The sequence below is a fragment of the Pantoea cypripedii genome, assembly GCF_011395035.1.
GTDB classification, from domain to species: Bacteria; Pseudomonadota; Gammaproteobacteria; order Enterobacterales; family Enterobacteriaceae; genus Pantoea; species Pantoea cypripedii_A.
In genome coordinates, this window is record NZ_CP024768.1 from 2,822,814 (window position 1) to 2,835,576 (window position 12,763).

At 54.2% G+C, this 12,763-nt stretch carries 9 protein-coding genes; 4 read left to right on the forward strand and 5 right to left on the reverse strand.

The annotated features are described in order from the left end of the window. The first annotated feature begins 204 nt into the window (after positions 1 to 204). Complete coding sequence (locus CUN67_RS13230; protein ID WP_208715791.1) at positions 205 to 1,767, forward strand: TerC family protein; 1,563 nt, start codon at positions 205 to 207, stop codon at positions 1,765 to 1,767. Positions 1,768 to 1,884: 117 nt separating this feature from the next. Here the strand turns inward: CUN67_RS13230 and asmA are convergent, their stop codons facing one another. The 3 genes from asmA to udk form a co-directional block, all read right to left on the reverse strand. Then, entirely contained in the window at positions 1,885 to 3,684 is a 1,800-nt protein-coding gene (gene asmA, locus CUN67_RS13235; RefSeq protein WP_208715792.1) for an outer membrane assembly protein AsmA, read from the reverse strand. Between the two features lie 21 nt (positions 3,685 to 3,705). Next, positions 3,706 to 4,287 carry a dCTP deaminase gene (gene dcd / locus CUN67_RS13240; RefSeq protein ID WP_208715793.1) on the reverse strand — a complete coding sequence of 194 codons (582 nt, stop codon included), beginning with the start codon at positions 4,285 to 4,287 and terminating at the stop codon, positions 3,706 to 3,708. Positions 4,288 to 4,370: 83 nt separating this feature from the next. After that, positions 4,371 to 5,012, reverse strand: coding sequence for a uridine kinase (gene udk, locus CUN67_RS13245; RefSeq protein ID WP_084876008.1), 642 nt, complete (start codon positions 5,010 to 5,012; stop codon positions 4,371 to 4,373). Between the two features lie 237 nt (positions 5,013 to 5,249). Here udk and CUN67_RS13250 point away from each other — a divergent pair, with 237 nt between their 5' ends. The 3 genes from CUN67_RS13250 to yegD all read left to right on the forward strand — a co-directional run bounded on the left by CUN67_RS13250 (position 5,250) and on the right by yegD (position 10,005). After that, positions 5,250 to 5,864, forward strand: a complete 615-nt coding sequence (locus tag CUN67_RS13250; RefSeq protein ID WP_208715794.1) for a phosphatase PAP2 family protein — start codon at positions 5,250 to 5,252, stop codon at positions 5,862 to 5,864. Between the two features lie 158 nt (positions 5,865 to 6,022). Next, positions 6,023 to 8,587: a diguanylate cyclase gene (locus tag CUN67_RS13255; protein WP_208715795.1), complete on the forward strand. Its 2,565-nt coding sequence runs from the start codon at positions 6,023 to 6,025 to the stop codon at positions 8,585 to 8,587. 65 nt (positions 8,588 to 8,652) lie between these two features. Continuing rightward, the gene (gene yegD / locus CUN67_RS13260; RefSeq protein ID WP_208717217.1) at positions 8,653 to 10,005 is read left to right on the forward strand and encodes a molecular chaperone; all 1,353 of its coding nucleotides are present in this window, start codon (positions 8,653 to 8,655) and stop codon (positions 10,003 to 10,005) included. A gap of 130 nt (positions 10,006 to 10,135) precedes the next feature. Here yegD and CUN67_RS13265 read toward each other — a convergent pair whose 3' ends face one another. After that, positions 10,136 to 11,473 (reverse strand): carbohydrate porin, encoded by a 1,338-nt coding sequence (locus tag CUN67_RS13265; RefSeq protein WP_208715796.1) that lies wholly within the window; start codon positions 11,471 to 11,473, stop codon positions 10,136 to 10,138. A gap of 246 nt (positions 11,474 to 11,719) precedes the next feature. Continuing rightward, on the reverse strand, positions 11,720 to 12,682 hold the full coding sequence (locus CUN67_RS13270) for an aldo/keto reductase (RefSeq protein ID WP_208715797.1): 963 nt from the start codon (positions 12,680 to 12,682) through the stop codon (positions 11,720 to 11,722). Positions 12,683 to 12,763: the final 81 nt, after the last annotated feature.

Below are 12,763 nucleotides of genomic sequence, written 5' to 3' on the forward strand. Positions count from 1 at the left end.
TGGCAAAAAAAATTAATAGCGGTGATATCAGACGCATGTTGTTTATCCATACATTCAACTTATCTGTGCAAAATAGCATTTAGGAATATTCCTTATTATCACTGGCAACCGTTGTCATACGCAGCTAAGGCGCTATTTGTTCCCCGGCGGCGGATTAACTATGATAAGACTAAGCTCATTCTCAGACATTCAGGTGATGAAAGCATGTTGGAGTGGATCGCTGATCCCTCGCTCTGGGCAGGATTAGTTACGCTAATCGTTCTGGAGCTGGTGCTGGGCATTGATAATCTGGTTTTCATTGCCATTCTGGTAGAAAAATTACCCTTGTCGGTGCGCGATCGCGCCCGCGTGATTGGTCTGTTGCTGGCGCTGGTATCGCGTCTGCTGCTGCTGGCCTCGCTCTCCTGGCTGGTTACCCTGACTCAACCCCTCTTTACCCTCTGGCAACATAGCTTTAGTGCGCGCGATTTGCTGCTGTTTTCTGGCGGCGTCTTTCTGTTGTTTAAAGCCACTACGGAACTGAACGACAGACTGGAAGGTAGCGACGAAGACGACGGTCAAACTAACAATGGTGCTAAATTCTGGCCGGTGGTGGCGCAAATCGTGGTGCTGGATGCCATCTTCTCGCTTGATGCGGTGATCACCGCCGTGGGTATGGTAAATGAATTACCGGTGATGATGACAGCCGTGACCATCGCCATTTTACTGATGCTGCTGGCCAGTAAACCCCTCACGCGTTTCGTCAATGGGCATCCCACCATCGTCATTCTCTGCCTGAGTTTCCTGCTGATGATTGGCTTCAGCCTGGTAGCGGAAGGTCTTGGCTTTATCATTCCTAAAGGGTATCTGTACGCCGCCATCGGCTTCTCGATCCTGATTGAAATGTTCAACCAGCTGGCGACATTTAACCGCCGACGCTTTCTTTCTGCGGGTCGTCCTCTGCGCCAGCGCACTGCGGAAGCGGTGCTGCGCATCTTACGCGGTGAAGCACAGCGTGCAGAACTGGATGCCGACACGGCATCGCTCCTCGCAGACAGCGAGGAAGGTGCGCTGTTTAACCGCCAGGAACGGCGCATGATTGCACGCGTGCTGGGGCTTGGGCAGCGGCAAATCAGCAGCATCATGACTTCACGCCATGATGTCGAACATATCGATTTAAGTGAAGATCCAGCAGAAATTATGGCAAAGCTCGATCGCAACCAGCATACGCGTATCCTGATTACCGAAAAGGGTAACGAGCCGCTTGGCGTGGTGCACATCATTGACCTGATGCATCAGGCTTTACATGATAAATCGCTCGATTTACGTTCGCTGATACGTCAGCCACTGGTGTTTCCCGAGCGCCTCACGTTACTCCAGGCTCTGGAGCAGTTTCGCCAGGCACGCACCCACTTTGCCTTTGTGGTCGATGAGTTTGGCTCTGTGGAAGGGGTGGTCACGCTCAGCGATGTGATGGAAACCATCGCCGGTAATCTCCCCAATGAGGGGGAAGAGATTGATCCCCGCTATGACATTCAGCCCAGCCCGCAAGGTGGATGGATTGCTAATGGGCACATGCCGCTGGAAGATCTGGCGGTATATGTACACCTGCCGTTGGATGAGAAACGTAGTTATCACACGCTGGCCGGTTTACTGATGGATAGCCTGCAACATGTGCCGCAGGAGGGGGAAGTCTTACAGGTAGGGGATTACCTGCTGCGTACCTTGCAGGTAGAAAATCATCGTGTGCAGAAGGTGGAGATCGTGCCGCTGGAACCTACCTCGTAACTACCAGGTACAAACCAGGCCAATAACCGCACGTTTTCGTAGCGGCGCGATTTATCGCGCGCCTTTGGGAATAGGCGCAGCGGAAAGACATGCGCGATAAATCGCGCCGCTACAACATCAGGGTTTTTCTTTGGGCGACTGCTGCCGGTCAAGCCATTGATCCAGTCGGCTTTTCGCTTCGCTTTGTAATTGCTGGCGCAGAACCTGATCCACCGGCAGCGAATATTGCAAATTATCCCACTTGCCATACATACGCAGCGGGATAGTCTGCTCATTCATCACCGCAGCCAGCTTATCGTCACCTTTCCAGCCACGCAGCATCATATTAATGGTGACATCCAGCTGACGATTAACCAGGTTAATATTGCCCTGGCTCTGCACAGCCAGATGGCTACTGCCGCCCTGCAAATCAGGCAATACGATGTTGCCGTGATTCAGGCTGATTCGGCCACTCAGCTGCTGGATATTCTGGTCGTCGCTGGCGTCGTTGGTGACGCGATTGCTGATACGATCCACGGCACGACGCACCATCTGCTGAAGATTGATCTGCGCCAGTTGCAGGTTATTAGCGGTGAGTTCCGCACTCCCCTGCCAGTTCTGCTTAGCATCATCGATGCTCAGACCGCTGCCGCTTAAATCCCCCTGAAGTGACACCGTTCCCTGCAACGCTTCCGGCAATTCAAACGCCTTCAGCAGCGGCGCAATCGCCACCTGGGACAGTTCCGGTTGTAGCGTCACCTCAGTGACCGGACGACGGATATCCACCGTTCCCGGTAGCGAGAACTGCCCGTCGCCCAGCTTGCCCTGCAACTGGCTCAGGGTCATCAATCCTTGCTGGTTGCTGGCGGCCAGTTGCAGATTGCTGAGCGTCAATCCACGCCATACCGCTTTATCAGCGTTGAGATTGAGTGACAGGTCCATCATATTCAGCGGTGAATCGCTGTTATCACGCTCACGCGGCTCGGCGATCACCGGAGTGCGTATCACGCTGGCATGCTGCGGTGCACTGTTATCGCTGACGGGGGCACTGGCCATCAGATTATCGAGATTCAGCGTTGAGGCATGCAGCTTCAGGGCGAGTTGCTGCGGCAGCGAAATACGCCCTTGTGCGCTGCCATCGAGCGAGCTGTCATTGGCACTCAGTTGCAGTTTATCCAGCGCAAACTGCTGACGGTCATTATTCCATTCACCCTCACCACTCAGCGTCCCTTTGATGCCCTGGGGCGGCAAATTGGCACCATCCAGCGCGTAATCCAGCGAATCAATCTGTCCGCTCAGGCGATGGGGATATTGTGCAGCGTTAAGCTGCCCTTTGAGGCTGACCACCAGGTTACGCTGATTACGTGAAATACGGGTGCTGAGATCAATGCTGGCTTGTTTGCTGGCATCCTGACTCAGATTGAGATTCAGCGCGCGAAAGTTGTATTCGTCACCGCCCTGCTGCTGCCAAATCAACAGACTATCGACCAGGCGCAGCTTACCAATATCAAATGACCAGCCATTGTTGCTGGCGACCGGTTCGGCATCACGCGGCCCTACCGGTGCTCCCGTCGGTTTTTGTGCATCGCTATCGGGCGTGACGCGGATGATGGCATTTTTCAGCATCACCTGGCTGACGCTCAGCTGATGAGAGAGTAACGGCCACAGGTTAACGTCGAGACGCATATTTTCCGCGATGACCACCGGCTGAGTGGCCCCAGGCGCGGTCAGACTCATCCGGCCAGCCAGAATGCTCAGCTGCGGCCAGACGTGCCAGCGCAGATCGCCACTGACCTGAAGCCGATAACCACTACGTTGTTCCACCTGTTGTACCATATAGGTACGAAAGTCGTTGGGATTCACCAGCAACACCAGCGCTGTCATTCCCGCTACGACCACCACTAACAGGATGGCCAGCGTGGTTATCACTCTTCTCATTACATCCTCAATATCCGGCGATCAATCTTTGTCGATACGACTGGCATCAGCACCCTGCTGGCCCCGATATTTGGCATCTTCACGACGGTTGTACGGACGCGCCGCCGGGCCAGAAAGCGGCTCAAAACTCAGGGCACCAATCAGCATACCGGGACGCAGTGCCAGCGGCAGCTTACCGGAATTATAAAACTCCAGCACGATGCGCCCCTGCCAGCCTGGGTCAATACGGTGTGCCGTCACATGCACCATCAACCCCAGACGGGCCAGTGATGAGCGGCCATCCAGCCAGCCGACCAGATCATCCGGTAACGTCACCGACTCCAGCGTCACCGCCAGCGCCAGCTCTCCCGGATGCAGGAAGAACGCTTCACCTTCCGGCAGCACAATTTCATCACTCATTACGCGGTCCAGGGCAGCACTCACTTCATGCTTTGGACCACTTAAATCGATAAATGCCGCGGTGTGACCGCGAAACGTGCGGAACTGATTACCCAGGCGCACATCGACGGTGGCACCACTAATACGCTCAACCGGCGGACGTGGCGAGATCGCCAGCTTACCGCTGTCCAGCCAGGTTTCTATATCGCGATCGCATAATCTCATCGCTGTGACTCCATGATTTAAGTGTAGCGAAAGGCTGTCGCTGTTGTGACAACCTCTGCGCGTCACGTCCATCCGGACGCGGTTTATTCGAAGAACTGGTTAATTTTTGCCTTGAGGATATCAATGGCAATACGGTTTTTCCCGCCGCGCGGCACAATAATGTCGGCGTACTGCTTGGAGGGTTCGATGAATTGCAGGAACATCGGGCGAACCGTCTTCTGATACTGGCTCATCACCGAATCCATCGAACGGCCGCGCTCATTCACGTCACGCTTCATACGACGCATCAGGCAGATATCCAGCGGGGTATCGACGAAAATGGAGAAATTCATTTCCTGACGCAGACGCGCATCAGTCAGCAGCAAAATCCCTTCAAGGATAATCACTTTCTTCGGTTTCAGGTGGATGCACTCGGTCGTCCGGGTATGCTCGACATAGCTGTAAACCGGCAATTCGATGTTCTGCCCGGCCTTCAGCGCCTGAAGATGTTGCAGCAGCAAATCATGATCCATCGCGCTCGGATGGTCATAATTGGTTTTCACCCTCTCTTCCATGGTGAGGTGGCTTTGATCTTTGTAGTAGGCATCTTCCGGGATCACCCCGATATGCTCGTCACCGACCTGGTCACGGATTTCACGATAGAGCGTGCTGGCAATAAGACTTTTTCCGGATGCGGATGCACCTGCAATGCCAACGATCACGCACTGATGAGACTTGTCAGTCATACTTTTTTAAGACCTGATAACTGGAGCCTGTTGAAGTCGGAACTTCGACGGGCCGATAATGAGAGGGTAAAGTTTGCGGCGATTATAGGTATTTCACCGGTTTGATGCCAGAGAAATGCAGCCCATGGCTTTTCAGATTATCCCCTTTTGCAGCAAGCCGCTTAATCGATACACTGTTCTTCTGCCAATATTGCGTGCAATGTTGTGCCTGAACGATCGTAAGTCCAAAGGAGATGTATGAGCTGGAAAACCCTGACCTATTTCGGTGACAGTATGCTGCTGATCCCCACTGCGGTGATCATCGCACTGGTGCTGCCGTGGAAAAGCGACAACCGTCGTACCGTCTGGTATTGGCTGTTGGCGTTTGGTCTTGCTGGTTTGCTGGTCAGCATTTCTAAAATAATGTTTCTCGGCTTTGGCATTGGCAGCGCGCGATTTAACTTTACCGGTTTTAGCGGCCATAGCGCGATGTCCGCCACGCTCTGGCCGGTGATGATGTGGCTGGTTTCCGGCCGCTGGTCCAGCTTCTGGCGTACCGCGACCATCAGCCTCGGTTATCTGATCCCGATGATGGTCGGGTTATCCCGTCTGGCCATCCATGCACATTCGCCCAGCGAAGTGATCGCCGGTCTGGCGCTCGGTTTCACCCTCAGCAGCGCCTTCCTGCTCAGCCAGCGCGACACCGCGCTAAAAGCATTCAGTCTGCCTCAGATGGGTGTGGCTTTTTTGGTACCACTGTTACTCGTCAGCCATGGCCGCGTCGCCACCACACAGCAGTTCCTTGAGCGTTTTTCCGCTGATCTCGCCGGACTGGAAAAACCCTACACCCGCGCCGACCTCTTTCGTCAGTAACCTGACTGCCCTTTGTTAACAAAAGGGCAGTCAATGTATTGAATAAGGGGCAAAAGTGAATTGGCGGCAGACATCTGTTTCAGATGTGCTAGCATGCCTGTAGAGAATGACTGGCGCATTTTTCGTCGTGTTACGAATGCGCGCTGCTGGATTCGTGCATGACCCTCGACATATTGACCTCGCAGTATGGCTCAAAGAAATATTGGCTCAGCGCCCTCTACCTGGGGGTAATCGCGTTTCTGCTAACGCTGTTTTGTCTGGAGCTGATCATCGTCAGCGGACGTATTTCGCCGCTGTGGTACTCCACCGCATTGATGACCATTGTGGTGTTTCGCGCCCCTGCCCCCCGCGTGCCCCTTTTGTTGCTGGGTTGCCTGATTGGCACTGCGCTGGCCAACCTGCTGGTGATTGGCCCGGCATTCAGTAACCTCAAATTTGCCTTACTGAATGTGCTACAGGCGCTGATTGGCGGTGTGATGCTCCGCGCCCTGCTCGCCAGAAATGCCCCGCTGAATTCACTACTCGACTGGGGACGCTACGTGGTGTGTGCCGGGATTCTGGCGCCACTGGCGGGTGGGGTGCTGGCACTGTGGCTCCTGAATGTCGATGGTAAAGCCACCCTGACGTTTTTCTCTACCTGGGTGATTTCCGAAATTATCGGTATGCTGGCGCTCGGCCCGGTACTGCTGCTGTGGCCATTAGGTAAACAGGAAAACCCGGTAGCACGCCATCGCGGTCTGGAAACGGTCTTCACCCTGGCCGTCACCCTGCTCGCCAGTTACCTGAGCCTGCGCTATCTGCCGTGGCCCTTCACCTTTATTGTGGTGATTCTGTTCTGGTGCGCGATACGCTTGCCGAAGTTCGAAGCCTTCTTACTTTTCCTGCTTAACTCCAGTTTTATTTCGTTGCTGCTGGCGTTTGGTCTGGTCAATCTCGGCCACGAGGATCGCATGCTGGGTCAGGCGGGTACCTGGCTCCCCTTCCTGCTGGTGCTGATCCCAAGCCACGTGATGGCCCTGGTCATGGATGCCTTTCAGCGCGAGAAAAACCATATCTCCGAAAATGAAACCCGCTTCCGTAATGCGATGGAATATTCCGCCATCGGCATGGCGCTGGTGTCGCCTCAGGGCAGCTGGTTGCAGGTCAACCAATCGTTGTGTCGCACGCTGGGCTTCCCGGCTGATGAGTTAAAAAAACTCACCTTCCAGCAGATTACCCACCCCGACGATCTTGAGACCGACCTGCAGCAACTGCAACGTCTGCTAAAGGGAGAGATCATGACTTACACCCTGGAGAAGCGCTATTTCCGCAAAGATGGCGACATTGTCTGGGCGCGACTGACGGTATCAATGGTACGGGATACACAGCAGTTACCGTTGTACTTCATTTCGCAGATTGTCGATATCTCCGAGCTGAAGCAGAGCGAGCAGGTTAACCGTCGGCTGATGGAACGTATCACCCTGGCAAATGAAGCCGGTGGTATCGGCGTATGGGAGTGGAACCTGCTGACAGGCGAACTGATGTGGGATAAGCGCATGCATGAATTGTACGGCCTGGCTGCCCATGAAATACCGACCTACGACCTGTGGATGCAGCGCGTGCACCCATCAGAGCAGGAGTACGCCGCGCTTACGGTTCAGGAAGCCATTGAGCGGCGCAGCGCTTTTCATATGGAATATCGTATCAACCTGCCGGATGGCATTCGTTATGTGCGCACCGAAGCTAACCGCATCCTCAGCCAGGATGGGCAAATCGAACGCATGCTCGGTATCAGCCAGGATATCACCCATCTGCGCACCCTCAACGATGCGTTATTTCAGGAAAAAGAGCGCATGGCCATCACCCTCGATTCTATCGGTGAGGCAGTGATCAGCACCAATGACGACATGTGCGTCACCTTTATGAACCCGGTGGCGGAAATGATGACCGGCTGGACACAGGATGCCGCTGCAGGGCTGCCAATATCCGGCTTGCTCAATATCACCCGTGGAGCCAGTGGTCCTCGTCTGGACAATTTGCTGCTGTGCCAGTTACCGGGGGAAAAAACCACGCCAGGCCTGGAAGAGGAGCTGGTGCTGCATACCGCCGACGGTGGCGTGTTCGAAATCCATTACAGCATCACCCCATTGAAAACCCTGACCGGCGAAAATATTGGCGCGGTGATGGTCATCCAGGACGTTAGCGAATCACGTAAAATGATGAAGCGTCTTAGTTACAGCGCTTCACACGATATGCTGACGCGTCTCCCCAATCGCCTCAGCTTTGAACAACAACTGAAACGTCTGCTGAGTGATGCCACGGTGAATCAGCATCAACACGTTCTGGTGTTTATCGACCTCGATAAATTTAAAGCGGTGAATGATACCGCAGGCCATGCGGCCGGAGACGCGTTGCTGCGCGAGTTGGGTGAACTGATGCAGCATCATTTACGCAGCAGTGATTTCCTCGCCCGCCTCGGGGGGGATGAGTTTGGGCTGCTGCTGCCGGACTGCGAGGTGGACCAGGTGCGGGATGTGGTGCATCGTCTGGTCACGGCGGTGAATCAATACCGCTTTATGTGGATGGAGAATGTTTACCAGGTCGGTGCCAGTGCGGGTATGACGCAAATTGACGAGCATAACTGCATCAGCAACCTGGTGATGTCACAAGCGGATGTCGCCTGTTATAGCGCCAAACATGCCGGACGTGGTCAGTATCACGTTTATCAGGAAATACAGATGTAATCTGCCTTGCCTGCCCGCCTGAGCTGCGCTAAAGTCGCCCCCTTTTTTCAGGCATGGGGGAAATGATGTTTATCGGATTCGATTACGGCACAGCCAACTGTTCCATCGCAGTCAGCGATCGGGGCGAACCACGACTGCTTACGCTGGAGAATGGTCAGCGCCTGCTTCCCTCCATGATTTGTGCCCCGACCCGCGAAGCCATTAGCGAATGGCTGTATCGCCATCACCAGGTACCGACCCCGGATAACGAAGGTCAGGCCTTGTTGCAACGCGCGTTGCGTTTTAACCGCGAAGAAGACATTGACGTCACGCCAGGCAGCGTGCAGTTCGGGCTCACCGCGTTGCAGAACTATATGGTCGACCCGGAAGAAGTATGGTTTGTTAAATCGCCAAAATCCTTTCTCGGGGCCAGCGGCCTGAAACCACAACAGATCGCGCTGTTTGAAGATTTGGTGTGCGCCATGATGCTGCATATTCGTCAGCAGGGTGAAAGCCAGCTGGATCAACCGATTGAACAGGCGGTGATCGGTCGCCCTATCAACTTTCAGGGTCTGGGCGGTGATGAGGCGAATGAGCAGGCACAGGGCATTCTGCTGCGAGCCGCAAAACGCGCCGGGTTCCGCGATGTCGAATTCCAGTTTGAACCGGTCGCTGCTGGCCTTGATTTTGAAGCCACACTGACGAAAGAGACGCGCGTGCTGGTGGTCGATATCGGCGGCGGCACCACTGACTGTTCGATGCTGTTGATGGGACCTGAGTGGCGCAATAAAGCCGATCGTCGTGCCAGTTTACTCGGTCACAGCGGTTGCCGCGTCGGGGGGAACGATCTGGATATCATGCTGGCATTTAAAACCCTGATGCCTCTGCTCGGTCTTGGCGGCAGCACGCAAAAAGGCATTGCGTTACCCGCCCTGCCGTGGTGGAACGCGGTAGCGATCAACGATGTTCCGGCACAAAGCGAGTTCTACTCAGCCGCCTGCGGCAAGCTATTGCGTGATTTGATACGCGATGCCCAGAATCCCGACCAGGTCTCTCACCTGCTGAAAGTGTGGCAGCAAAAACTGAGTTATCGCCTGGTGCGTGCGGCAGAGGAAAGCAAAATCGCCCTGTCTGATCAGCCGATCACCTCCGCTTCGCTGGCATTTATTGCCTCACCGTTGCAGGCGGAAACCAGCACCAGCCAACTGGAAGAGGCGATCAATCAGCCGCTGGAGCGGATTCTGGAGCAGGTGCATCTGGCACTGGCGACCTGCGCCACCAAACCTGAGGTGATCTATCTGACCGGAGGAAGCGCGCGTTCCCCCATTCTGCGCGCGGCGCTGCAACAGGCACTGCCGGATACCCCCATCGCCAGCGGCGATGATTTTGGCTCGGTTACCGCCGGGCTGGCACGCTGGGCTGAAATTATGTTCGCCTGAGTCGAATGATAATCCCAGGTGCGAATAAATTCGCACCCTACATGTGTAGGGGCGGCATTTATGCCGACCAGGCCGATACCGTAGATAGAAAAAAGGCGTCCCGCAGGACGCCTGGTTAAACAGTTTCTGCTTAGAAACTGATATTTGCCGCGATACCACCAATAAACGCATCTTTCACTTCGCTCACTGCACCCGGAGCCGTTACGTATTGCAGGTTCGGACGCAGCTGGAGCCATTTGGTCAGCTGAGCGTTGTAGTAGATTTCATAGTTGTATTCTGAACCATCCTGAATCGGCAGATAAGTCGGGCTGTTGTAGTCCGTCTCACCGTTAGCCGCATTCTGCTGGCGTAATGCCGTGGTGTAAGAGCTGTTGACGTGGATGCGTGCCGCGCCAATACCAATTTCATCGGCAGGACGCGCATCAAACGGTCCTTTCCAGGTAAAGCTGATGGATTGATAGTTGTCGGTTTTCGAGGTTTTGTGGTCGTTCATTACCGCCTGAACGGTCACGCCGAGTCCACGGCTGGCATCGCCACCCTGTGCTGTCAGCTGTTGTTGTAACAACACATAACCGCCGTAGGCATGGGCCTGATCCTGGTAACCGCCGTTACGCCAGCTGCCGTAGACATCGCCATCAACGGAAGAGTAGTAATAACCGATGCGGTAATTACCTGGCAGTTTGTCCGGACCAAAGGTCGGTTTCCAGCCCAATTCCACCGGCACCATGTTGCCTAAGGAATTGCCCATATCCAGACGGAAGCCATTGCCGGTATCGTAGTTTTTCGGGTTATCGTTATAGAAGCCCACCTGGAAGAACACTTCCGGGGTGATGTTAAATTTGATACGACCGCCCCACTGGGAAACCGGCCAGTTGTACCAACGATCGCCGCGCCAGTTACCGGCCTGGCCGCTGCCGAACGCCAGGTTCTGGAACTTGCTATCAAAGTTGTCGAAGTCTTCACCCACCGTGACACGACCGGCTTTGATATCGACCACATCATTAAACAATCCCTGACGTAACCAGAACTGCGTTAAACGCCAGGTCTGTCCACGGCCATAAACTTCCTGTACAGAGGAGAGCATGCCGCTACGCGGGTCACCCACCTGATCAGAAATGTTTCGGCCATTACGATCGGTGATGGTCATCTGGAATTCAGCATCCTGCCAGTTGAGCAGTTTTTCCAGGTCTAAATTGACGCCAAACGCCCATTGGTCGCTGTAACGCATTGAGGTGTTTTTATCGTAACCGCCACCCAGGTTAGAAGCACTTTCCATGGTGTAGTTAACATCAAACTTAACGCCGTCATTCTCCAGTTGGGTTCGGTAACCGCCCCAGTCACCGAACATGTAGGGTGAATCGTAGCTGAATGCATCCGCTGCCACGGCAGAAGCACTCAGCAGAGCAAACATAATGGTTCCTGCGGCCAGACGGCCTGGAATGCGCTGCACTGCTTTTTTTCTGTTCATGATGATTATTCTTTTGTGAGTTACTGGAAAGATCGAGCAGAGAATAGTGCTGGGATGGGGGGCGTTTTTGCAAATATGTGCTCAGAGTTCCGCAGAGTGACAGTTTTTTAACGCAATTGTGACACTGATCTATGAATGAAAATCTTTTGCCGAAAATGGCATTTTTTGACTGGAAAAAATAATGGGACAGTCCTGAAGCTAACGTATTGTCGCGGCGCGATAAATCGCGCCGCTGTGGTTCAGCGATTACACGGCGCTGGCGCGAGACAGCTCTTCAATCTCTTGCTTGCTTAACGTCAGCTGCGTCGCTTTCACCAGCTCATCAATCTGCGACAGAGACGTGGCGCTGACGATTGGCGCGGTAATGCCCGGACGCGCAATCTGCCAGGCCAGGGCGACCTGGGTTGGGGACGCATCGTGTGAGTCAGCAACATCGTCCAGCGCTTCGAGAATACGTAAGCCCCGAGGATTGAGATATTTAGCGATGACGCCTTCGCCGCGTGCACTTTTGCTGGCATCTGCCGCTTTGCGATATTTTCCACTGAGGAAGCCACTCGCCAGTGAATAATAGTTAATCACGCCCAGGCCATGCGCCACCGCAACCTGTTCCAGGCCACTTTCGTAACCCTGACGATCATAAAGGTTGTACTCTGGTTGCAGAGTTTCATATCGTGCTAATCCCTGCTGCTCACTGATCTTCAGTGCTTCCTGCAAACGATCGGCAGTGTAGTTAGAAGCGCCGATGGCTCGCACCTTGCCCTCTTTGATCAGCGAGTCAAACGCGGCCAGCGTCTCGGCCAGCGGGGTATCCTGATCGTCACGGTGTGCCTGATACAGGTCGATGTAGTCGGTTTGCAGACGGCGCAGTGAATCTTCTACCGCCTGGCGGATGTATTGTGGCTTCAGTCCGGTTTTTTCCGGTGACAGCTCCATGCCCACTTTGGTCGCCAGCACGATACTGTCGCGTTTACCGCTGTTTTTCAGCCATTTACCGATGATGGTTTCGGACTCACCGCCTTTATTTCCTGGAACCCAGCGTGAATACACATCGGCGGTATCGATAAACCACAATCCCTTCTCAACCAGCGCGTCCAGCAGGGAAAACGAAGTCTTCTCATCAACGGTCCAGCCGAAGACGTTACCTCCAAAGGTGAGAACCGGCACTGCAATACCACTGTCGCCAAGCTGACGGGTAGGTTGTTGACTCATTTTATTTCTCCTTAATTGAAACGAGACGGTATAGCTTCCGAGCTTAGCAAAGCGGCCAAAACAGCTGATGAAAAAATCCTG

Coding starts and splice junctions, on each gene's coding strand:
- CUN67_RS13255 (WP_208715795.1), top strand. CDS start 6,023: ATGACCCTCGACATATTGACCTCGCAGTATGGCTCAAAGAAATATTGG.
- asmA (WP_208715792.1), bottom strand. CDS start 3,684: ATGAGAAGAGTGATAACCACGCTGGCCATCCTGTTAGTGGTGGTCGTA.
- dcd (WP_208715793.1), bottom strand. CDS start 4,287: ATGAGATTATGCGATCGCGATATAGAAACCTGGCTGGACAGCGGTAAG.
- CUN67_RS13270 (WP_208715797.1), bottom strand. CDS start 12,682: ATGAGTCAACAACCTACCCGTCAGCTTGGCGACAGTGGTATTGCAGTG.
- CUN67_RS13230 (WP_208715791.1), top strand. CDS start 205: ATGTTGGAGTGGATCGCTGATCCCTCGCTCTGGGCAGGATTAGTTACG.
- CUN67_RS13250 (WP_208715794.1), top strand. CDS start 5,250: ATGAGCTGGAAAACCCTGACCTATTTCGGTGACAGTATGCTGCTGATC.
- CUN67_RS13265 (WP_208715796.1), bottom strand. CDS start 11,473: ATGAACAGAAAAAAAGCAGTGCAGCGCATTCCAGGCCGTCTGGCCGCA.
- yegD (WP_208717217.1), top strand. CDS start 8,653: ATGTTTATCGGATTCGATTACGGCACAGCCAACTGTTCCATCGCAGTC.
- udk (WP_084876008.1), bottom strand. CDS start 5,012: ATGACTGACAAGTCTCATCAGTGCGTGATCGTTGGCATTGCAGGTGCA.